This window comes from Kitasatospora sp. NPDC043950 (assembly GCF_056435345.1).
In genome coordinates this window covers 14,459-38,460 of sequence record NZ_JBWKER010000061.1, presented here as the reverse complement: position 1 = coordinate 38,460, position 24,002 = coordinate 14,459, and the positions used below count along the sequence as shown (strand labels likewise).

Below are 24,002 nucleotides of genomic sequence, written 5' to 3'. Positions count from 1 at the left end.
GGTCAGTCCTCCTGGTGGGAAAGGGTGGTGGTGCCGTCGGTGTCGCCGGTCGTCTCGGTGATCCTGGCGGCCAGGATCGGCCCGATCTGGGCGAGCGAGCCGGCTTGGGTCATCCGATCGTGCCGGGTGGTGATCTCGTGGGATTCGATCCGGCCGGCGACGTACGGGCGCCAGATTGCGGGCCCCGCGTTGTCCTCGGCCCGGTCGATCGTGGAGTTGAACAGCAGCAGGTCTCCGCCGAACCTGCCGGGGACGAAGTCGACCGCCAGCTTGGCGTTGTTGATCATGATCTCGACGATCACCTCGATCTGTCGCTCGTTCAGGCCGGCCAGCGCGCTGCCCCGCCGGTTCAGGACCTCGGCAACCTCGGCGTAGGTGATCTCCTGGTCGCCCAGCTCGTCCGGGTCGACGTCGAGCACCCCGACGAGCACGTCGCGCACGGTGGGCACCGGCACCTCCGCGAACTGCACGTCCTTCACCGGGTAGGCGTCGAGGATCGCCAGCAGTGCGGTCCGTTCGCCGCGCGACTGCAGCTCGCAGGCGAGCGCGTGGGCGATCAGCCCGCCGGCGGACCAACCGAGGAGCAGGTACGGGCCCTCCGGCTGGATCTTCTGGATCTGGTCGGCGTAGTCGGCCGCCATCTCCTCATAGGACGTCGGCAGGGGTTCGGGCCGGCCGAGGCCGCGTGCCTGGATGGCGTAGACCGGGTGCTGCGGGCCGAGGTGGTTCAGCAGTCCGCTGTACGACCAGCTGATGCCGCCGCCGGGGTGGACGCAGAACAGCGGTGTGCCGGTCCCGGTCGAACGCAGCGGCAGCACCACGTCCAACGCGTCGTCGGGATTGTCCATGACCAGGCGCTCGGTGAGACCGGCCACGGTCGGCGCCTCGAACAGCATGCGCAGGCCCAACTCCAGGCCGAGCGTCTCGCGGACGCGGGAGGCCAGGCGGGCGGCCAGCAGCGAGTGCCCGCCCAGGTCGAAGAAGTTGTCGTCGATGCTCACCTGCTCCCGGCCGAGGACCTCGGCGACGAGACCGCACAGCAGCTGCTCCTGCGGCGTCCGGGGTCCGCGCCCGGCATCCGAGGCCCCGTACTCGGGGGCGGGCAGGGCGGCCCGGTCGAGCTTGCCGTTGGCGGTCAGCGGCAGCGCGTCCAGGGTGACGAACGCCGCCGGCACCATGTAGTCGGGCAGGTCGCGGCGCAGCCGGCCGGACAGCTCGGCCGCCTCGGGCGCGCCCTCGGGGGCGGGCACCAGGTAGGCGACCAGGCGCTTGTCGCCCGGCCGGTCCTCGCGGGCGACCACGGCCGCCTGGACGACGCCCGGGCAGCCCGCCAGGACGGCCTCGATCTCGCCGGGCTCGATCCGCAGGCCGCGCAGCTTGACCTGGTGGTCGGCGCGTCCGGCGAAGTCCAGCGCGCCGTCGGTCCGCCACGACGCGAGGTCGCCGGTGCGGTACATCCGGCTGCCGGACGGCCCGTACGGGTCGGCGGTGAAGCGCTCCGCCGTCAGGCCGGCCCGCCCGAGGTAGCCGCGGGCCACGCCCGTCCCCGCGAGGTACAGCTCGCCGACCATGCCGGTCGGCATCGGGCGCAGCCGGTCGTCGAGCACGTAGGCGCGCGTGTTCGCCATCGGCCGGCCGATCGGCACGGTCGCGGCGTGTTCGGGGAGGTCGCCCACCGGGTGCCAGGTGGCCAGGGTGGTGGCCTCGGTGGGCCCGTAGCCGTTGACCACCGCGATGCCGGGGCAGGCCGCCAGCACCCGGGCGACGGCGGCCGGGGAGACCACGTCGCCGCCGGTCCACACCTCGCGCACCCCGGCGAGCAGGCCCGGGCGCTCCTCGGCGACCAGGCGGAACAGTCCGGCCGTGAGCCACAGTCCGGTCACCCCGTTCGAGGTGATCGTGTGCTGGAGCAGGTCGAGGTCGAGCTGCTCCGGCGGGGCGACGACGACCCGGCCGCCGTTGAGCAGCGGCACCCAGAGCTCGTAGGTCGAGAGGTCGAAGGCCGTCGGGGAGTGCATCAGCACCCGCTCGTGTCCACCGCCCCGCCATTCGGGGGACAGGGCGAGGCCCGCCACGTCACGGTGGGTGACGGCCACGCCCTTCGGTCGACCGGTCGAGCCGGAGGTGTACATGATGTACGCCAACTGCCCTGGTTCACAGGGGACTTCGACGTCGGACGGATCGGCGGCCTCGGACCGCACCAGTGCGGTGAGCACCTCCCGGGTGAGCACCAGGGCGGCCCCGCTCTCCCGCAGGATCAGGTCGATCCGGGAGGAGGGGAAGCGCGAGTCCAGCGGCACGTAGGCGCCGCCGGCCTTGATGATCGCCAGGATCGCCACGACCAGCTCCGCCGAGCGGTCCAGCATGACCGCGACCGGCGTCTCCGGCCGTACGCCCTGGCGGATCAGCGCCCGCGCCAGGCGGCCGGCCCGCTGGTCGAGCTCCGCGTAGGTCAGCTCGGTGCCGCCGGCCACGACCGCGACCGCCTCCGGGGTGGCCCGCACCTGGCGGGCGAACAGCTCCGGCACCGCGGCCCGGGGCAGCTCGGCCGCGGCGCCGTTGGAGCCGGCGAGCAGTCGGCGGCGTTCCTCGACGGGCATGATGTCGATCCGGCTGATCGGCCGGTCGGGGTCGGCGACGGCCGCGCGCAGCAGACGGGCCAGGCGCTCGAACAGCAGCTCCACGGTGGGCGCGTCGAACAGGTCGGTGGCGTACTCCACGGCGCCGACCAGGCCGTCGGGGGCCCCGTCCGGGCGGAACTGCTCGGCCAGGCTGAAGGTCAGGTCGACCCGCGCGGTCCCGGTCTGCGCCTCCAGGTGGCCGGTCTCCAGCCCCGGCAGCGCGAACTCGCCGAGCGGCGCGTTCTGCAGGGCCAGCATGATCTGGAACAGCGGGTGGTGGGCCAGCGACCGCGCGGGGTTGACCACCTCGACCAGGTACTCGAACGGCACGTCCTGGTGGTCGTACGCGCTGAGCGCCTTCTGCCGGACCCGGCCGAGCAGTTCGGCGAAGCCGGGGTCCCCGCCGGTGTCGGTGCGCAGCACCAGGGTGTTGACGAAGAAGCCGACGAGCTCGTCCAGCGCCTCGTCGGTACGGCCGGCGATCGGACTGCCGACCGGGATGTCCGTGCCGGCGCCGAGCCGGGTGAGCAGGGCCGCGAGTCCGGCCTGGAGCACCATGAACATGCTGGCGCCGCGCGCGGCGGCCAGGTCCCGCAGGGCCTGGTGCAGGTCGGCGTCCAGCCGGACCGCGACCCGGTCGCCCCGCTGGGAGGCCACCGGCGGACGCGGCCGGTCGGCGGGCAGCTGCAGCTGTTGCGGGACGCCGGCCAGCTCGTCCTTCCAGTAGGCCAGTTGCCGGGCGAACAGGCTGTCCGGGTCGGCGGCGTCCCCGAGCAGGTCGCGCTGCCAGGCGCTGTAGTCGGCGTACTGCACCGGCAACGGGGACCACTGCGGGGCCTCGCCCCGGCAGCGGGCCGCGTAGGCCGCGGCGAGGTCACCGGAGAGCGGGCCCATCGACCAGCCGTCGGCGGCGATGTGGTGCACCACGACCAGCAGCGCGTGCCGGTCGGGGGCGAGCGCGTACAGCTCCGCCCGGACGGGCGGCTCCGCGGCCAGGTCGAAGCCGCGCCGGGCCGTCTCCGCCAGCCGTTCGGCCAGTGCGCTCTCGTCGATCTCCATCACCGGCAGTGCGGGGCGCGCCTGAGCGGCGCTCAGCACGACCTGGTGCGGCACGCCGTCGATCTCGCGGAAGACCGTCCGCAGGCTCTCGTGCCGGGCGACCACGTCCGCGAGCGCGGCGTGCAGGGCCGGGCGGTCCAGTTCGCCGGTCAGGCTGAGCGCGAGCGGCATGTTGTAGGTGGCGCTCGGCCCGTCCATCCGGTGCAGGAACCACAGGCGGCGCTGGGCGAAGGAGAGCGGCACCCGGTCGGGGCGGGCCTGGGCGGTCAGTGCGGGCCGCGCAGCTCCGGAGCCCTCCAGGCTGGCGGCCAGCCCGGCCACGGTCGGGGTCTCGAACAGCGTCCGGACCTCCAGCTCCGCGCCGAGGACCGCCCGGACCCGGGAGGCCAGGCGGGTCGCCAGCAGCGAGTGCCCGCCCAGGTCGAAGAAGCTGTCGTCGACGCCGACCTGGGCCAGGCCGAGCACCTCGGCGAACAGCTCGGCGAGGAGCTGCTCCTGCGGGGTGCGCGGCGCCCGTCCGGCCGCGACCGGGCCGAGGTCCGGTGCGGGCAGCGCGCGGCGGTCGAGCTTGCCGTTGGCCGTCAGCGGCAGCGCCTCCAGCGCCACGAACGCCGAGGGGACCAGGTAGTCGGGCAGCCGGTCCCGCAGCCAGTCGCGGAGTTCGCCCAGGAGGGCGCCGGCGCCCCGGTTGCCGGTCGGGCGGTTGGTCAGCGAGGACAGCGACGATCCCGTGGCCCGGGCCGGCCGGTACGCCTCGACCGGGGAGCCGTGGAGCGCCCGGGGGTCGGTGAAGACGACGTCCACGGCGTCCGCCGCGGTGGCCGACCAGGTGACGGCCGTCGAGCGGCCGAACTCCGACCCGAGGACGTGGAAGTCCTCCGGATCGGGGAGGCCGCCGTCCTCCGGGGCGTGCATCCGTTCCAGCAGCTCGGCGAGCGAGCCGTCCCCGTTCTGCACGGCCCGGGCCAGAGCGGCCTCCCGCGCCACCCGGCGGTTGGGCACCCCGGTGACCCGCAGCACGCCCGCGAGCGGCTGGGCGAGCAGCTCGCGCAGTTCGGCCAGGCCGGCGACCTGCCGCCCCCACTCCAGCTCGACCGGCCGGCTCGTGGCCGCCGGGGTGACCGGTGGCTTGTGCAGCGTCACGTCGTAGCGGTAGCGGCTCAGTTCGTTGTGGTGTCGGCCGCGCTTGACCTCCACGGCCACCGCACCGATGTCCGCGCCGTGCTCCCGCAGGACGGTGAAGAAGTCCGGGTCGACCAGGAGCTCCTTCTCCACCCGCAGGGCCTGCTCCACCGTGCGGCGCACCGCCGTGAGGTCCGCACCTTCGCCGACCCGGTGGAGCTGGACGGCGGTGGCCAGCGGACGCAGCAGCCGCAGGTTGCGGACGTCGCCGACGAAGAGCGCGCCGCCGGGGGCCAGCAGCCCCATCAGCTTCCCGATCACGTCGGCGAGGTACTCGGCGGACGGGAAGTACTGCACTACCGAGTTGATCACGATGGTGTCGAACTCCCCGGCCGGGAGCCCGTCGGTGTCGTGCGCCGGGCGGGTCTGCAGCACCACGCGCCCGGCCAGGTCCTCCTGCCCGGCCACCTGGGCGGTGAGCGCCTCGATCGCGGTGGCGGAGAAGTCGGTCGCCCAGTACGTCTCGCAGTGCGGTGCGATCTGCGAGAGCAGCAGACCGGTGCCGACGCCGACCTCCAGCACCCGGCGGGGGCGCAGGGCCAGGATGCGGGCGACGGTCGCGTCCCGCCACTCCCGCATCTGCTCGACGGGGATCGGGCTCGCGTCGTAACTGCTGTTCCAGCCCACGAAGTTCTGGCCGAAGCCGGCGTCCTCGGGAGCGATGGGCAGGGCGTCGTAGATGTCCTGCCACTCGCCCACGTGGTCCGCTTCCAGGGCGCTGTCGCGGGCCTCCTCCTGGCGGGGGACGACGTAGCCGATGAGCCGGTCGTCCTGGGCGAGGACCGCGGCCCGGGCGACGGCCGGGTGCTCGGCCAGGGCCGCCTCGACCTCGCCGGGCTCGACCCGGAAGCCGCGCACCTTCACCTGGTCGTCCGCGCGGCCGACGTACTCCAGCTGCCCGTCGCCGAGCCAGCGGACCAGGTCGCCGGTGCGGTACATCTGAGCACCGGCTGGGCCGAACGGGCAGGCGACGAACCGTCCGGCCGTCAGGCGCGGCCGGTTCAGGTAACCGCGGGCCAGACCCGCGCCCGCGACGTAGAGCTCGCCGGGAACGCCGGGCGGCACCGGCCGCAGCCGGTCGTCCAGCACGTACACCCGAGCGTTGGCGATCGGCCGACCGATCGGCGGTACGCCCGCCCCCGGGGACAGCGGGTCGCTCATGGTCGCGCACACCGTCGTCTCGGTCGGACCGTACGCGTTGACCATCCGCCGGCCCGGCGCCCACCGGGCCACCAGCTCCGGCGGGCAGGCCTCCCCCGCCACGACCAGTGTCGACACCGCCACCGAGCCTTCCGGCACGGCGGCCAGGACGGACGGGGGCACGGTCGCGTGGGTGACCGCCAGGCCCGGGTCGGTCAGCGCGGCCACCGGGTCCGCCGCCGGGGGCAGTACCAGGGCCGCGCCGCGCAGCAGCGCGGTGTAGATCTCCGACACCGAGGCGTCGAAGCTGGGCGAGGCGAACTGGAGCACCCTGCTGCCGGGTTCGATCGCGAACCGCTCGATCTGGGCGGCGACCAGACTCGCGACACCGCCGTGGGGGACCACGACACCCTTGGGGCGGCCGGTCGAGCCCGAGGTGTAGATCACGTAGGCCGGGTGCCGGACGTCGAGTGCGACGTCCGGGTCGGTGTCCGGCCAGTCGCCCTCGGCCACCATGGCGGCGTCGTCGACCATCAGCGCCGGGCGGGCGTCCGCCAGCATGAAGTCGATCCGCGCCTGCGGGTACACCGGATCCACCGGCAGGTACGCCGCCCCGGCCTTCAGGACGCCCAGGACCGCGACCACCGCCTCCACCGAGCGCGGCAGGGCCACCGCCACCAGCTGCTCCGGGCCCACCCCCCGGGCGATCAGCGCGTGAGCGAACCGGTTCGCCCGCGCGTTCAACTCCCGGTACGTCAACTCGACGTCGCCGCGGACGAGGGCGACCGCGTTCGGCGTCGCCGCCACCTGCGCCGCGAAGGCCTGCGGCACCGGGACGGCGCCCACCTCGCGGGCGGTCGCGTTGCCCCGTTCCAGCAGCCGGTGCCGCTCGTCGGAGTCGAGGAGGTCGATCCCCCCGATCGACCGGTCCGGGTCGGCGGTGACCGCCTCCAGCAGGAGCGTCCAGCGCCGCACGAGGGCTTCGACCGTCGAGCGGTCGAACAGGTCGGTGGCGTACTCCGCCGCGCCGACGATCCCGTCCGGGCTGCCGTCGGGGCCGAACCGCTCGACGAGGCTCACCCCGAGGTCGAACTTGGCGGTTCCGGTGGCCACCGCGTAGGTGGCCACCTCCAGGCCCGGCAGCGAGAACCGGCCCATCGGGGCGTTCTGCACGGCCAGGATGGTCTGGAACAGGGGGTGGTGGGACAGCGAGCGGAACGGGTTCAGCGCCTCCACCAGGTGCTCGAAGGGCACGTCCTGGTGGGCGTACGCCGACAGCGCCGTCTCCCGCACCCGCCCGAGCAGTTCGGCGAAGCTCGGATCACCGCTGGTGTCGGTGCGCAGCACCAGCGTGTTCACGAAGAACCCGACCAGGTCGTCCAACCCCTCGTCGGTACGGCCCGCGATCGGGCTCCCGATCGGGATGTCCGTCCCCGCGCCCAGCCGCGTGTACAGCGCCGCCAGCGCCGCCTGCAGCACCATGAACAGACTGGTGCCGCTGTTCCGCGCCAGCTCGGTCAGAGCGGCGTGCAGTTCGGGGCTCAGTTCCAGGCCGACGTGGTCCCCGTGCCAGCCCGCGACGGCCGGCCGCGGCCGGTCGGCGGGCAGCCGGAGCAGCTCCGGCAGGTCGGACAGCTGGCGCTTCCAGTAGCCGAGCTGCTCGGCGAACCGGCTCTGCGGGTCGGCTGCGTCGCCGAGCAGGTCGCGCTGCCAGAGCGTGTAGTCGGCGTACTGCACCGGCAGGTTCGACCGACTCGGCGCACGGCCCTCGCTCCGGGCGGCGTACGCCTCGGCCAGGTCGCGGGCCAGCGGGCCGGTCGACCAGCCGTCACCGGCGATGTGGTGCATCACCAGCAGCAGCACGTGCTCGTCCGGCGCCACCGCGAACAGCTCCGCCCGCAGCGGCGGCTCCGCCGCCAGGTCGAAGGGCCGCCGGGCGAACTCGGCGAGCCGGTGGTGCAGCTCGGCCTGCGAGACCTCGGTCAACCCGGCCCGGGGCCGGGCCTCGGCCGGGTCCAGGACCCGCTGGCACGGGACGCCGCCCACCTCCGGGAACACCGTCCGCAGGCTCTCGTGCCGGGCCACCACGTCGGCCAGCGCCTCGTCCAGCGCCGCCCGGTCGAGCGTCCCGGTCAGCTGGAGCGCCAGCGGGATGTGGTAGGTCGCGGCCGCACCGTCCATGCGGTGCAGGAACCAGAGCCGGCGCTGGGCGAAGGACAGCGGTACGGCCTCCGGCCGCTCCCGCGCGGTCAGCGCCGGGCGAGCGTTGCCGGCCTCCATCAACGACCCGGCCAGACCCGCCACCGTGGGCTCCTGGAACAGCGCGCGCAGCCCCAGCTCCACGCCGAGCACCGAGCGCACCCTGGCGGCCAGCCGGGTGGCGAGCAGCGAGTGCCCGCCGAGGTCGAAGAAGTCGTCGTCGATCCCGACCTGCGGGCGACCCAGCACCTCGGCGAACAGCTCGCACAGGACCTGCTCCTGCGGGGTGCGCGGTGCCCGTCCCACAGCCGTGGTCACGTCCTCGGGCGCGGGCAGCGCGGCCCGGTCCAACTTCCCGTTCGGCGTCAGCGGCAGCGCCTCCAGCAGCACGAACGCCGACGGCACCAGGTAGTCCGGCAGGCGCTCACGCAGGTACGCCGCCAACTCCGCCGGACGGACGGTCGTGTCCGGACGAGCCGTGACGTAGCCGACGAGCCGGTCGTCCTGGGCCAGGACCGCGGACTGCGCGACGGCGGAGTGCCCCGCCAGGGCCGCCTCGATCTCGCCGAGTTCGACCCGGAAGCCACGGACCTTCACCTGGTCGTCGGCGCGGCCGACGTACTCCAGCTCCCCGTCGGCGCGCCGGCGCACCACGTCCCCGGTGCGGTACATCCGCTCGCCGACCGCCCCGAACGGGCAGGCGACGAACCGCCCCGCCGTCAGGCCCGGCCGGTCCAGATAGCCGCGCGCCAGCCCCGGCCCCGCGACGTACAGCTCCCCCGCCACGCCCGGCGGCACCAGGCAGAGCCGCTCGTCCAGCACGTACACCCGGAAGCCGGCGACCGCACGGCCGATCGGCGGCACGCCCGAGCCCGCCGCCAGCGGGGCGCTCATCGTCGCGCACACCGTCGTCTCCGTCGGACCGTACGCGTTGACCATCCGGCGCCCGGGCGCCCACCGCGCCACCAGCTCCGGCGGGCAGGCCTCGCCCGCCACCACCAGGGTGGTGGCCGTGAGGTCGGCGCCGTCCAGCGCGGCCAGGGCCGAGGGCGGCAGCGTCACATGGGTGACGTCGAGCCGGCGGTCCGTCAGGGCCTCCAGCGGGGCCTCGGCCGGGGCCAGGACGAGGGTGGCGCCGGTCAGCAGGGCGCTGCACAGGTCCCAGAACGACGCGTCGAAGCTGGGCGAGGCGAACTGGAGCACCCGGCTGCCGGGCACCACGCCGAGCCGCTCGACCTGCGCCGCCACCAGGCCCGACACGCCGCTGTGGCTCACCACCACGCCCTTGGGGCGGCCGGTCGAGCCCGAGGTGTAGATCACGTACGCCGGGTGCCGGACGTCGGGCACGACCACCGGATCGGTGTCCGGCCAGTCGCCCTCGGCCACCAGCGCCGGATCGTCGACCACCAGCGCCGGACGGGCGTCCTCCAGCATGAACGCGATCCGCGCCTTCGGGTACGCCGGATCCACCGGCAGGTACGCCGCCCCGGCCTTCAGCACGCCCAGGACGGCCACCACCGACTCCACCGACCGCGGCAGCGCCACCGCCACCAGCTGCTCCGTACCCACACCCCGGGCGATCAGGGCATGCGCGAACCGGTTCGCCCGGGAGTCCAGCTGACGATACGTCAGCTCGACACCGCCGGAGACCAGCGCGACCGCATCCGGCGCCGCCGCCACCCGCGCCGCGAACAGCGCCGGCAGGCTCGCCGCGGCCTCCCCTTCCTCCACGGCGGGGAGCAGCTCACCGCTCTCCTCGGCGGACAGCAGGTCGATCCCGCCGATCCGCCGGTCCGGAGCCGCGGCGACCGCGGCCAGCAACCTGGTCCAGCGGGCGACCAACGTCTCGACCGTCGCGCGGTCGAACAGGTCGGTGCTGTACTCGACCGCGCCGCCGAGCCCGGCCGGCGCACCGCCGGGCCCGTACTCCTCCGCGAGGCCGAAGGTCAGGTCGAGCCGCGAAGTCCCGGTGGGCACCGCCACTCCGGAGACCCGGAGGCCGGGGAGTTCGAAGTCGCCGCCCGGCGCGTTCTGCACGACCAGCCCGGTCTGGAACAGCGGGTGGTACGACAGCGACCGGGACGGGTTCAGTGCCTCCACCAGGTGCTCGAACGGCACGTCCTGGTGCCCGAACGCCTCCAGCGCCGCCTCCCGCACCCGCCCCACCAGCTCGGCGAACGACGGATCACCGCCGGTGTCCGTGCGCAGCACCAGCGTGTTGACGAAGAACCCGACGAGGTCGTCCAGCGCCTCGTCCGTACGCCCCGCGATCGGGCTCCCGATCGCGATGTCCGTCCCCGCGCCCAACCGCGTGTACAGCGCGGCGAGCGCCGCCTGCAGCACCATGAACAGCGTCGCACCCGATCGCCGCGCCAACTCCACCAGGGCGGCGTGCAGTTCGGCGTCGATCCGGATGTCCAGCAGGTCGCCGCCGTACGACATGGCGGCCGGGCGCGGCCGGTCGGCGGGCAGTTGCAGCTGGTCGGGCAGCCCGGCCAGCGCCTCGGTCCAGTAGCCGATCTGGCGGGCGAACACGCTGCCCGCGTCGTGCTCGTCGCCGAGGATCTCGCGCTGCCACAGGGTGTAGTCGCCGTAGGTCACCGGCAGCGGCGGCCACGCGGGTGTCCCGCCGCCCTGCCGGGTGGCGTAGGCGGTGGCGAGGTCGTGGGCCAGCGGGTCCATCGACCAGCCGTCGCCGGCGATGTGGTGCATCACCAGCAGCAGCACGTGCTCGTCCGGCGCCACCGCGAACAGCTCGGCCCGCAGCGGCACGTCCGAGGTCAGGTCGAAGCCGCGCACCGCCGCCTCGCGCAGCAGGGCCGGCAGCTCCGCCTCGCCGGCCGCGCGCGCCGTCAGCGGGACGACGGCCTCGGCGGCCTCCAGCACCCGCTGGTGCGGGACTCCGCCGGTGTGCGGGAAGACCGTGCGCAGGGTCTCGTGCCGGGCCACCACGTCCACCAGCGCGGCGCCCAGGGCGGCCCGGTCGAGGCGGCCGGACAGCCGCAGGGCCAGCGGCAGGTGGTAGGTGGCACTCGGTGCGCCGAACTGCTGGAGGAACCAGAGCCGGCGCTGGGCGAACGACAGCGGCATCGGCTCACGGCGCGGCCGGGGCACCAGGGCCTGCCGCGCGGTGCCCGCGCCGTGCAGCCCGGCCGCGAGCCCGGCGGGCGTCGGCGTCCGGAACAGGCTGCGCAGCTCCAGCTCGACGCCGAGGGTCGCCCGGACCCGCGACATCAGGCGGGTGGCGAGCAAGGAGTGCCCGCCCAGGTCGAAGAAGTCGTCGTCGACCCCGACCCGCGGCACGCCCAGGACCTCGGCGAACAACTCGCACAGGATCTGCTCCTGCGGGGTGCGCGGCGCGCGCCCGGCTCCGGCCGGGCCGAGGTCGGGGGCGGGCAGCGCCGCGCGGTCCAGCTTCCCGTTCGGCGTCAGCGGCAGTGCGTCCAGGAGCACGAAGGCCGACGGCACCAGGTGCTCCGGCAGCCGCTCGCGCAGGTACGCCGCCAGTGCCGCCGCGGTGGCCGGGTCCTGCGTCGAGGCCACCGCGTACGCGACGATCCGGGTCTCGCCCGGCCGGTCCTCGCGGGCGATCACCGCGACCTGGGCCACGCCCGGGTGCGCGGCCAGCTCCGCCTCGATCTCGCCGGGCTCGACCCGGAAGCCGCGCACCTTCACCTGGTGGTCCACCCGGCCCGCGAACTCCAGCTCGCCGTCGGCCGACCACCTGACCAGGTCACCGGTGCGGTACATCAGCGCGCCCGCCGGGCCGTACGGGTTCGCGACGAACCGCGTGGCGGTGAGCCCGGGCCGGTTCAGGTAGCCGCGGGCCAGCCCCGCCCCGGCCAGGTACAGCTCACCCGTCACGCCGGGGGCGACCGGCCGCAGGGCCGGATCCAGCACGTACGCCCGGCAGTTGTCGATCGGACGGCCGATCGGCACCGGAAGCGGGCAGTCGGCGGGGTCGGCCGGCAGCGGGAAAGCGGTGATCACATGGGTCTCGGCAGGCCCGTAGTGGTTGTGCAGCGTCCGGCCCGGGCGACGGGCCTGGAAGCGGCGCACCGCGCCGCCGAGCCGCATCGCCTCGCCGGCCTGCGCGACCAGCCGCAGACTCGGCAGCTCCAGCCCGGCCTCCTCGGCGGCCTCGGCCAGCGCCTCGACCACCAGGTTGGGTGCGAACAGCTCGGCGACCCGGTGCCGGTCGAGCCAGTGCGCGAACAGTTCGGCGCTGCGGCGCTGCTCCTCGGTCGGCACGACCAGGGTCTTGCCGTACAGCAGCGCGGAGAGCACCTCCTGCACCGAGACGTCGAAGCTGATCGCGGTGAACTGCGCGGTGCGGGTGCCGGGTTCGCCGCCGACGGCCTCGTGGTGCCACGCCAGCAGGTTCAGCAGCCCTGCGGCGGGCATCACCACGGCCTTGGGCCGGCCGGTGGAGCCGGAGGTGTAGATGACGTAGGCCGGGTGCCGCGCGTCCACGGCGACGGCCGGGTCGTGCTCCGGCCGCTCCTCTGCCGGGGTGACGGCCGCGAGGTCGTCCAGGACGACGACCGGCCGGGCGTCCTCCAGCATGTACGCGATGCGGGCGGCCGGGTAGTCCGGGTCGACCGGCAGGTACGCCGCGCCCGTCTTGAGCACGGCGAGGACGGCGACCACCAGCTCGGCGGAGCGCGGCAGCCGCAGGGCGACGACCTGCTCCGGCCCCACCCCGCGCGCGATCAGCGCGTGCGCCAGGCGGTTGGCCCGGCGGTTCAGCTCGCGGTACGTCAGCACGGTGTCCTCGAACACCACCGCCGGGGCCTGCGGGGTCGCCCGGACCTGCGCCTCGAAGAGGGCCGGCAGGCCGTCGGCGGGAACCGGTCGGGCGGTGTCGTTGCGCGCCACCAGCAGCTCGTGCCGCTCCTCGGCGGTGAGGACGTCGATCCGGCTCAGCGGCCGGTCCGGCTCGGCGACCACCGCCGCCAGCAGGCGCAGCCACCGGGCGACCAGCGCCTCCACCGTGGTGTGCTCGAACAGGTCGGTGCTGTACTCGACCCGCCCGACGATGCCCTCGGCCGGCCCGCCGGTGCCGCCGCGCTCCAGCAGGTGGAAGCCGAGGTCGAACATCGCCGTGGGCGTGCGGACCAGGAGGATCTCGGCGCCCAGACCGCTCAGCTCGAACTCCGTGCGGGGCACGTTCTGCAGCGCGAGCAGCACCTGGAACAGCGGCTGACGGGCGAGCGACCGGGACGGGTTGAGGGCCTCGACGACGTGCTCGAACGGCAGGTCCTGGTGGGCGTACGCGCCGAGCGCGTCCTCCCGGACCCGGCCCAGCAGCTCGGCGAACGACGGGTCGCCCGAGGTGTCGGTCCGCAGCACCAGGGTGTTGACGAAGAAGCCGACGAGGTCGTCCAGCGCCTGGTCCGTCCGGCCGGCGATCAGGCTGCCGACCGGGATGTCGTCGCCCGCGCCGAGCTTGTCCAGCACCGCCGCCAGCGCGGCCTGCAGCACCATGTAGACGCTGGCCCCGTGCTCCCGGCCCAGGCGCACCAGTGCGCCGTGCAGTTCCGCGTCCAGGTCGATCGCGAGGTGGCCGCCGGCATATGAGGGTGCGGAGGGGCGGTGGCGGTCGACGGGAAGCCGGATCTGCTCGGGCAGGTCCGCCAGCGTCCGTGTCCAGTAGGCCGTCTGGCGGGCGAACAGGCTGTCCTGGTCGGCCGCGTCGCCAAGCAGCTGGTGGTGCCACAGGGTGTAGTCGGCGTACTGGACGGGCAGCGGCGCCCACTGCGGTTCCTCGCCCCGGCAGCGCGCCGCGTACGCGGTGGCCAGGTCGGCCGACAACGGGCCCAGCGACCAGCCGTCACCGGCGATGTGGTGGACCACCACCAGCAGCACGTGCTCGTCCGGTGCCGTCTCGAACAGCTCGGCACGCAGGGGTGGTTCGGTGGCGAGGTCGAATCCGCGCGCCGCGGCCGCCACCAGCAGCTCCGGCAGGTCCGTCCCGCCGGCCCTGGTGACCGACAGCCGCGGCCGGACCGTCCGCGCGTCCAGCACGTCCTGGTACGGCACCCCGTCGACCTGCGGGTAGACCGTGCGCAGGCTCTCGTGCCGGTTGACGACGTCAGCCAGCGCCTCCTCCAGAGCCGCCCGGTCCAGTGGGCCGGAGAGCCGCCACGCCAGCGGCATGTTGTAGACCGAACCGGCGCCCTCCAACTGGTCCAGGAACCACAGCCGGCGCTGCGCGAAGGACAGCGGGACCCGGTCGGGCCGGTCAACGTGGCGCAGCGCGACCCGCGCCTGGCCGGCTCGGCCGAGTCCGGCGGCCAGCCCGGCCACCGTCGGCGTCTCGAACAGGCTGCGCAGTTCCAGTTCCACGCCCAGGGTGGCACGCGCCCGGGCCACCAGCCGAGTCGCCAGCAGCGAGTGTCCGCCGAGCTCGAAGAAGTCGTCGTCGACCCCGACCTCGGCCACGCCCAGCACCTCGGCGAACACCTCTGCGACGACCTGCTCCTGCGGGGTGCGCGGGGCCCTGCCGGTCCTCGGCGCGGTGTGGACGGGTGCGGGCAGCGCGCGCCGGTCCAGCTTGCCGGTGGCGGTCAGCGGCAGGCTCCCCAGGGGCACGAAGGCAGCCGGGACCATGTAGTCCGGCAGTCGCTCGCGCAGGTGGGCCCGCAGCTCGTCCGGCCGGAGTTCCGCCCCGGCGACGGCCACCGGGTAGGCGACCAGCCGCACGTCCCCTGCGCGGTCCTCCCGGACGGTCACCGCGACCTGGGCGACCTGCGGATGTTCCGCCAATGCCGCCTCGATCTCGCCGAGTTCGATCCGGAAGCCGCGCACCTTGACCTGGTCGTCGGTCCGGCCGAGGAACTCCAGGTTCCGGTCGGCGCCCCAGCGCACCAGGTCGCCGGTGCGGTACATCTGCGCACCGCGCGGACCGAACGGGTCCGCCACGAACCGTGCCGCGGTGAGCGCCGGCCGGTTCAGGTAGCCGCGGGCCAGGCCCGCGCCGGCGAGGTACAGCTCACCCGCCACGCCCGCGGGCACGGGCTGCAGCGTGCTGTCGAGGACGTACAGCCGGATACCCCCGAGCGGCCGGCCGATCACCGGGCGCGGACTCGATTCCAGCGGTGCGACGACGGCGTCCACCGTGCATTCGGACGGCCCGTAGTAGTTCAGGCAGGACACGCGGTCGACGGCCCGCAGCCGCTCCCACAGCTGGTCCGGAACGGCCTCCCCGCCCATCGAGACCACCGCGGGACGGCGCCCCGGGTCGTCCAGGAGCCCCCGTCCGACGAGCACTTGCAGATAGGACGGGGTGGCGTTGACGTAGTCCAGGCCGGCGCGCTTGACGTAGTCGACGAAGGCGTCCGGGTCGGACCAGGTCGCCTCGTCCAGGACGTGCAGCTCGTGGCCCGCGTACAGGCTGGACAGCTGGTCGCAAGAGGCGTCGAAGGACACCGAGGTGGTCAGCCCGATCCGCAGCCGCTCCTTCGTCCCCCGGGGGAACAGCAGCGGACGCTGGCTGACGAACAGGTTGAGCAGGCCGCCGTGGGTCGACACCACGCCCTTGGGCCGGCCGGTGGAGCCGGAGGTGTAGATCACGTAGGCCGGGTGCCTCGGTTCGACGGCCACCAGGGGGTCCGTCGCGGGGCAGTCGGCCACCAGCGCGGCTGTCGCCGGGTCGTCGAGCACCAGCCACCCGGCCGGGCGGGCCTCCGGCAGCCGGTCCCGGGTCCGGGCATCGGTCACCACCAGGACCGGGCCGGCGTCGTCCATCATGTGCCCGATCCGCGTGGCCGGGTACTCGGGATCGACCGGGACGTAGGCCGCCCCGGTCTTGAGCACCGCGAGGATCGCCACCACCAGCTCGGCCGACCTCGGCAGGGCCACCGCCACCATCCTCTCCGGCCCCGCGCCCCGCACGATCAGGGCGTGTGCCAACCGGTTCGCCCGCTCGTCCAACTCCTCGTACGTCAGCGAGACGTCACCGCACACCAAGGCCACCAGGTCCGGCGTCGCCCGCACCTGTGCCCGGAACAGCTCCGGCGCGCTCGCGGCCGGAAGCTCCACCTCCGGTCCGGTGCCCAGTGCCGTCAGCTCATCGCGCTCCTCCGCGGAGAGAAGGCCGTACCGGCTCAGCCGCCGCTGCGGGTCGGCGACCGCGGCGCGGAGAAGTCGCTCCAGGCGCCCGAACATCGTCTCGACGGTGGCCGGGTCGTAGAGGTCGTCGGCGTACTCGACGATCCCGTCGATTCCCTCCGGGGAACCGTCCCGCGCCTGCCGCTCGGACATGGTGAAGATCAGGTCGAGTTTGGCGGTGGTCGTCGCCAGGGGCATGTCGTCGACGTGCAGCCCGGGCGGGGCGAAGTCGGCCCGGGGCGCGTTCTGCAGCGCCAGCATCACCTGGAACAGCGGGTGGTGCGCCAGCGACCGCGCCGGGTTGAGGGCTTCGACCAGGTGCTCGAACGGCAGGTCCTGGTGGGCGTACCCGGCCAGCGAGGTGTCCCGGACCCGCGCCAGCAGCTCGGCGAAGGTCGGATCGCCCGAGGTGTCGGTGCGGAAGACCAGGGTGTTGACGAAGTAGCCGACCAGCTCGTCCAGTGCCTGGTCGGTCCGGCCGGCGACCGGGCTGCCGACCGGGATGTCGTCGCCCGCGCCGAGCTTGCTCAGCAGTGCCGCCAGTCCGGCCTGGAGGACCATGAACAGACTGGTGCCGTGTTCCCGGGCGAGCTCGCGCAGACCGCGGTGCAGCTCCGCGTCCAGTCCGACGTGCACGAAGCCGCCCCGGTGCGAGGCGACCGCCGGGCGGGGCCGGTCGGCGGGCAGCTGGATCCGCTCCGGGAGATCGGCCAACTGCCGTGTCCAGTAGGCCGCCTGGCGGGCGAGCAGGCTGTCCGGCTCGGCGGATCCACCGAGCAGCTCGTGCTGCCAGAGGGTGTAGTCGGCGTACTGGACCGGCAGTTCCTCCCACTGCGGTTCCTCGCCGCGGCAGCGCGCCGCACAGGCGGCGGTCAGGTCCTGCGCGAGCGGACCCATCGACCAGCCGTCACCCGCGATGTGGTGGAGCACCACCTGGAGCACGTGCTCGTCCGGCGCCAGCTCGAACAGGTCGACCCGCAGCGGCGCATCGCCCGCCAGGTCGAACGGCCGGTCCTTCGCCGCCGCCATCAGGGCGGGCAGCTCGGCCTCGGTGGTCCGGCTCACGAGCAGCCGCGGGCGGCCCGCCACGACGTCCAGCACCTGCTGGTGCGGCACGCCGTCCACCGCCGGGAAGACGGTGCGCAGGCTCTCGTGTCGCCCGACCACGTCCGCCAGGGCGGCCTCCAGGGCCCGCCGGTCCAGGGCCCCGGACAGCCGCCAGGCCAGGGAGATGTGGTAGTTGGCGCCGGCGCCCTCCAGCTGGTGCAGGAACCACAGCCGCCGCTGCGCGAACGACAGCGGGATCACCTCGGGGCGCTCGCGCCGTACCAGGGCGGCCTGAGCCGGTCCGGCCGCCGCCAGGGCGGCGGCCAGGCCGGCCGGGGTCGGCGCCTCGAACAGGGTCCGCAGCGGCATCTCCACGCCGAGCGTCGCGCGGATCCGGGCGGCCAGCCGGGTGGCCAGCAGCGAGTGCCCGCCCAGATCGAAGAAGCCGTCCTCGACGCCGACCGAGGTCGCGCCGAGGACCTCGGCGAACAGCTCACACAGGACCTGCTCCTGCGGGGTGCGCGGCGCGCGGCCGGTGCCCGCGGTGGCGAGGTCGGGAGCGGGCAGGGCCCGGCGGTCCAGCTTGCCGTTGGCGGTCAGCGGCAGCGCGTCCAGCACCACGAAGGCCGACGGCAGCATGTGCTCGGGCAGCCGCCCGGCCAGGTGCGCGCGCAGGTCGGCCGCGCGCGGTGCGGTGCCGGTGGCGGGCACCAGGTAGGCGACCAGCCGGGTGTCGTCGGCGCGGTCCTGCCGGGCCAGCACGGCGACCTGGGCGACGCCGGGGTGCGCGGCGAGGGCCGCCTCGATCTCGCCGAGCTCGATCCGGAAGCCGCGCACCTTCACCTGCTGGTCGGCCCGGCCGACGTAGCGCAGGCTGCCGTCCGCCGCCCGGCGCACCACGTCGCCGCTGCGGTACATCCGGGAGCCGGCCGGCCCGAACGGGTCGGCCACGAACCGCCCGGACGTCAGACCCGGCCGGTTCAGGTAGCCGCGCGCCAGGCCCGCGCCCGCGACGTACAGCTCGCCGGGCACGCCCGGGGCGACCGGGCACAGGCCGCCGTCGAGCACGTACGCCCGCAGGTCCGGGATCGCCGTGCCGATCTGGCCGGCCGGGGTACCGGACCGGTCGAGTGCCGCGTGGGTGACGTGCACCGTGGTCTCGGTGATGCCGTACATGTTGACCAGCCGCGGCGCGTCGTCCGGGTGCCGCTCGTACCAGCTCGCGAGGCGGGCGGGCTCCAGCGCCTCGCCGCCGAACACCACCGTGCGCAGGGCGAGTTCACGGCCGGTCCCGGGCGCCTCGGCGTCCGCCTGGATCAGCTGGTGGAAGGCGGACGGCGTCTGGTTGAGCACGGTCACCCGCTCGCGGGCGAGCAGTTCCAGGAACCGGCCGGGCGAGCGGCTGGTCTCGTGGTCCACGACCACCAGCCGGCCGCCGTGCAGCAGCGCGCCCCACAGCTCCCACACCGAGAAGTCGAAGGCGTAGGAGTGGAAGAGCGTCCAGACGTCCTCGGCGGAGAAGCCGAACAGTTCCCGGGTGGTGCCGAACAGCCGCACCACGTTCCGGTGCGGGACCACGACGCCCTTGGGGTCGCCGGTGGAGCCGGAGGTGTGGATGACGTAGGCGGGGTGGGCGGGGTCGACCGCGACCTCCGGGTCGGTGTCCGGCTGTCCGTCCAGGTCGGTGGTGTCCAGCAGCAGCCGGTCCACGCCGTCCGCTCCGGGCAGGTCGCCGGTCCGGCCGGTCGTCACGAGCAGCGCGGGCCGGGCGTCCTGGAGCAGGTAGGAGATCCGGGCCGCGGGGTACTCCGGGTCCACCGGCACGTACGCGGCGCCGGCCTTGAGCACCGCGAGGATCGCGACCACCAGCTCGGCCGAGCGCGGCAGCGCCACCGCCACCAGCCGCTCCGGCCCCACGCCCCGGCCGATCAGGGCGTGTGCGAGCCGGTTGGCCCGGGCGTTCAACTCGCCGTAGGTCAGGGCGACTTCGCCGTCCTTGAGGGCGACGGCGGCCGGGTTCGCCCGGACCTGCCGCTCGAAGAGCGCGGGGATGCCGGTCTCCGGCAGCTCGCCGTCCCGGCCTTCGCCGGCCGTCAGCAAGGCGCTCAGCTCGTCGGCGGACAGCACGTCCACCCGGCCGATCCGCCGGCCGGGGTCGGCGACCACGGCCCGCAGCAGTCGCAGCCACCGCTCGACGATCCCGGCGGCGGTGGCCCCGTCGAACAGGTCGGTGCTGTACTCCAGGACGCCCGAGAGGCCGTCGGGCTGTTCGGCCAGGACGAAGGTCAGGTCGCACTTGGCCGTCCCGGTCTGGACCAGATCGGTCGCCACCCGCAGCCCCGGCAGCTCGAACGCGCCGAGCGGAGCGTTCTGCAGGGCGAGCATGGTCTGGAACAGCGGGTGGTGCGCCAGCGTCCGGGACGGGTTCAGTGCCTCCACCAGCTGCTCGAACGGCACGTCCTGGTGCGCGTACGCGGCGAGCGCGTCGGCGCGCACCCGGCCGAGCAGTTCGGTGAAGGACGGGTCGCCCGACAGGTCGGTGCGCAGCACCAGGGTGTTGACGAAGAAGCCGACCAGGTCGTCCAGCGCCTCGTCGGTGCGTCCGGCGATCGGCGTTCCGATCGGGACATCGGTACCGGCGCCGAGCTTGCCCAGCAGCGCGGCCAGCCCGGCCTGGAGCACCATGAACAGGCTGGCCCCGCCGTCCCGGGCGAGCGCGCGCAGGCCCTGGTGCAGCTCGGCGTCGATCCGCACCGGCAGCTGGGCGCCCCGGTAGGACATCGCCGTCGGCCGGGGCCGGTCGAACGGCAGCTCCACCTGCTCGGGCAGGTCCGCCAGCTGCGCGCGCCAGTAGGCGAGTTGGCCGTTCAGCAGGCTGTCCGGGTCCGAGCCGTCGCCGAGCAGGTCCCGCTGCCACAGGGCGTAGTCGGCGTACTGGACGGTCAGCGGCGCCCACTCCGGCTTCGCGCCCTCGGCGCGGGCCGCGTAGGCGGTCGTCAGGTCCTGCGAGAGCGGCCCCGTCGACCAGCCGTCACCGGCGATGTGGTGCACCACCAGGAGGAGCACGTGCTCCTCCCGTCCCAGCCGGAACAGTTCGGCGTGCAGCGGCGGCTCCGCGGCGAGGTCGAATGCGCGCCGGGCCGCCTCGGCCAGCCGGTCCGGCAGGTCACGCTCGCCGACCTCGGTCATCCGCAGCCGCGGCCGGGCCGCGTCGGGGTCCAGCACCCGCTGGTACGGCACGCCGTCGACCGCCGGAAACACCGTGCGCAGGCTCTCGTGCCGCTCGACCAGGTCCGCGAGGGCGGCCTCCAGGGCCCGCTGGTCCAGCTCTCCGGACAGCCGCAGCGTCAGCGGGATGTTGTACGTGGCGCTCGGGCCCTCCATGCGGTGCAGGAACCAGAGCCGGCGCTGCGCGAAGGACAGCGGGACCGTCCCCGGCCGCTCCCGCCGTCCCAGGGCCGGCCGTGCCCGGCCGGCGGCGTCCACCGCCGCCGCCAGCTCCGCCACCGTCGGCGCGTCGAACAGGTCGCCCAGCCGCAGTTCCACGCCGAGGGTCGTCCGCGCCCGGGCGACCAGCCGGGTGGCCAGCAGCGAGTGCCCGCCGAGGTCGAAGAAGCTGTCGTCCAAGCCGGGCTCGGACACCCCGAGGACCTCGGCGAACAGCCCGACGAGCAGGTGCTCGGTCGCGGTGCGCGGGGCGCGGCCCGGCGTGGCGGGCTGTGACTCGGGCGCGGGGAGGGCCCGGCGGTCCAGCTTGCCGTTCGGAGTCAGCGGCAGTGCGTCCAGGACCACGAACGCCGACGGCACCATGTACTCCGGCAGCCGCTCGCGCAGCCGGGCCCGCAGGTCGTCCGGCTGGACGACCTGCCCCGCCGCGGGAACGGCGTAGGCGACCAGCCGGGGTTCCTCCTCGTTGCGCACCGTCACGGCGGCCCGGGCGACCTGGGGGTGTTCGGCGAGCACGGCCTCGATCTCGCCGAGCTCGACCCGGAAGCCGCGAACCTTGACCTGGTCGTCGGTCCGGCCGAGGAACTCCAGGTTCCCGTCCGGGTTCCAGCACACCAGGTCCCCGGTGCGGTACATCCGCGATCCGGACGGCCCGAAGGGGTCCGCCACGAAGCGCCCGGCCGTCAGCACCGGCCGGTTCAGGTAGCCCCGGGCCAGTCCCGCGCCCGCGATGTACAACTCACCCGGCACGCCGGTCGGCAGTGGCCGCAGGGCGCCGTCGAGCACGTGCAGCCGGGCGTTGGTGACGGGTCGGCCGATGACCGGGCGCGGGCTCGAACCCACCGGCGCGACCACCGAGTTGACCGTGCACTCGGACGGCCCGTAGAGGTTGAGTCCGCGAACCCCTCCGGCCTCCCGCAGGTCCGCCCAGAGCTGCTCGGGGACGGCCTCGCCGCCCGCCGCGACCAGCGTCGGCCGCCACTGCGGATCGCTCAACAGCCCGTGCGTGACCAGGACCCGGAGGTAGGACGGGGTGGCCTCGATGTAGTCGAGCCCGCAGCGCGCGGCGTAGCCGACGAAGGCGTCCGGGTCGGTCCAGGTCGCGTGGTCCAGCACGTGCAGCTCGTGGCCCCCGAACAGGGCGAGCAACTGGTTCAGGGAGGCGTCGAAGGACACCGACGTGGTCAGCGCGACCCGCAGCCGCTGCCGTCCGTCGAGCACCGGCCGGAACATGGCCTGCCGGTGGTCGGTGAGCAGGTTCAGCAGGCCGCCGTACGTCGGCAGCACGCCCTTGGGCCGCCCGGTGGAGCCGGAGGTGTAGATCACGTACGCCGGGTGTGCCGGATCGACGGCCACCCTCGGGTCCGTATCCGGCAGCGCGTCCAGGTCGGCGGTGTCAAGCACCAGCCGGTCGACGGAGCCCGCCTCGGGCAGCCGCTCGCCGCTGCGGGCGTCGGTCACCAGCAGCGTCGGCCGCGCGTCGTCGAGCAGGTACCCGATCCGGGCGGCCGGGTACTCCGGGTCGACCGGGACGTACGCCGCGCCGGTCTTCAGCACCGCGAGGATCGCCACCACCAGCTCGGCCGAGCGCGGCAGCGCCACCGCCACCAGCCGCTCCGGTCCGGCGCCGCGGGCGATCAGGGCGTGCGCCAGCCGGTTCGCGCGCGCGTCCAGCTCCGCGTACGTCAGCGAGACGTCCCCGCAGACCAGCGCGACGAGGTCCGGGGTCGCCCGCACGTGCTCCCGGAACAGCTCCGGCAGGCTCGCGGCCGGGACCGCCGCCGCCGGCCCGCTGCCGACGGCCGCCAGCTCGCCGTGTTCCTCGGCCGTGAGCAGCTCGATCCGGCCCACCAGGTCGTCCGGGTCGCAGTCCGCGAGGGTGTCGAGCAGCAGGAGCAGCCGCTGCTGGTGCGCGGCGAGGTCGTCGTCGCCGTACGCCTGCGGTGCGCCGTGGAGCCTGAGGAGCGGGGGGTTGCCGTCCCGGTAGTCGAACACCCAGACCGCCAGGTCGGTGGTCGAGCCCGACACGAAGTGGTGCACGGAGGCGGGGTGCCCGGCGAAGCTCGGCCTGGAGTTGAAGGCCATGATGTTGACGATCAGCGGGAACGCCGTCCCGATGCCGCCGGGCGCGCCGAGGTCGCGCAGCAGGTCCTCACTGCGGTAGCGCTCGTGCGCGACGGCCGCCTCGACCTCCCGTGCCGTCTGGGCGACGAGCTCGCGCCACGACATGTCCGGCCGCACCGTCATCCGCAGCGGCACCACGTTGGACATCGTGCCGGGCACGGCCATCAGGTCGCGGTCGGCGCCCCGGCGGGCGGTGACGGGCAGGGCGAGCACCACGTCCTGGGCGCCGGTCAGCCGGTGAGCGTAGAGCGCCGTCGCCGCGATCAGCAGCCGGGACCACCGGACGCCGACCCGGCCGGCCGCCGCCCGCAGGGCGTCCGGGCGCCGCAGTTCCCGTTCCTCGGCCAGCCGGAGGGCGAGGTTGGGGTCGGTCGGGGAGGCGCCGGTGAGCCGGGTGGGGGCGGGCCGGTCCGCGAAGCGCTCCGTCCAGTAGGCGCGGTCGGCGGCGAAGTCGGTGGACGAGCGGTAGGCGGCGTCGCTGTCGACCAGGTCCCGCAGGGAACCGAACGGGGACGGCGGCACGGCGCCGCCCCCGGCCAGCGCCGAGTACACCTCGCCGACCCGCTGCCGGACCAGCGAGCTGCTCAGCGCGTCCAGCACCACGTGGTGGTAGTTCAGGTACCAGAGGTACTCGGTCGGTGACAGCCGGATCAGCGCGTGCCCGAACAGCGGGTCGCGGGAGAGGTCCAGCGGGCGCAGCAGGTCACGTTCCATCCACTCCCGGGCCGCCGCACGGGGGTCGGGCTCCCCGCTGAGGTCGAGGTGCGCCGGCGCCCAGTCCCAACTCTCCCGGAGGACCTGGCGCGGGCCCTCGCCGTCGTCGAGGAAGCTCACGTGCAGGGCGTCGACCTCGTCGACCACCCGGCGCACCGCGGTCTCGAACAGCTCCCGGTCCACCGGCCCGTGGATCTCCAGGCACTCACCGACGCGGTAGCCCGGGATCGGGTTCCGGGACCGCTGTTCGGCGAGCCAGATCTCGCGCTGGGCCGCTGTCAGGGGAAGGGTGTCGCCATCGCGACGGGACATGGGGGTACCTCCGAGAGTGTGGGCAGGCGTGGTCGCAGGGCGCGC

The 24,002-nt window shown here is 74.6% G+C and carries 1 protein-coding gene; it reads right to left on the bottom strand.

The features are described 5' to 3' along the window. Positions 1-2: 2 nt before the first annotated feature. Positions 3-23,957, bottom strand: a complete 23,955-nt coding sequence (locus tag AC07BF_RS31685) for a non-ribosomal peptide synthase/polyketide synthase (RefSeq protein WP_478334257.1) — start codon at positions 23,955-23,957, stop codon at positions 3-5. Between the last annotated feature and the right edge of the window lie 45 nt (positions 23,958-24,002).